This is a genomic window from Streptococcus infantis (assembly GCF_047464615.1).
GTDB lineage: Bacteria > Bacillota > Bacilli > Lactobacillales > Streptococcaceae > Streptococcus > Streptococcus infantis_Y.
Genome location: NZ_JASHBO010000045.1, coordinates 1 through 636, shown reverse-complemented (window position 1 = coordinate 636; position 636 = coordinate 1). Strand labels below are relative to the sequence as shown.

1 protein-coding gene is annotated in these 636 nt (G+C 35.7%); it reads right to left on the bottom strand.

Annotated features, from left to right (window positions below; all coding sequences use genetic code 11):
• Positions 1-30 precede the first annotated feature (30 nt).
• Positions 31-636: IS3 family transposase (locus tag QM450_RS10590; RefSeq protein ID WP_414320563.1), on the bottom strand; the 606-nt coding region annotated here is incomplete at its 5' end.

The following is a 636-nucleotide window of genomic DNA, read 5'->3' as shown; positions in this document are numbered from 1 at the left end:
TGTACTGACCCCAAAAAGTTGGACAAATAATTATTGAAAGGATTTAGTTCTGTATTGCACAGGACTGAGTCCTTTTAGTTTTACCTTAATTCGTTTGTTGTTGTAATAATCAATATAGTTTACAATAGCTTGTTCCAATTGATTAAGTGATTTAAACGTCTTCTCGTAACCATAAAACATTTCCGCTTTCAAAATGCCAAAGAAAGATTCCATCATGCCGTTGTCTGGGCTGTTACCTTTACGTGACATAGATGGCTGAATTCCCTTACTCTCTAAAAACCTGTGATAAAAATCGTGTTGATATTGCCATCCTTGATCACTATGGAGAATAGTATTTGTGTAATGTTCCTCACTGAAGGCCTGGTTTAACATAGCTTTCACTTGTTCTAAGTTTGGTGAAGTTGAAAGATTATAGGCGATAATTTCGCTATTAAAGCCATCTAAAACTGGTGATAAGTAAAGCTTTTGAGTACTTGCTGGAATGGCAAATTCTGTCACATCTGTGTAGCACTTTTCCATTGGTTTGGCTGCTTCAAATTGGCGTTGAATAAGGTTATCTGCTTTCTTGCCAACGTCTCCTTTATGAGAAGAATATTTTCGTTTCTGTCGCATTTTAGCTTGTAAATTGAGTACTTT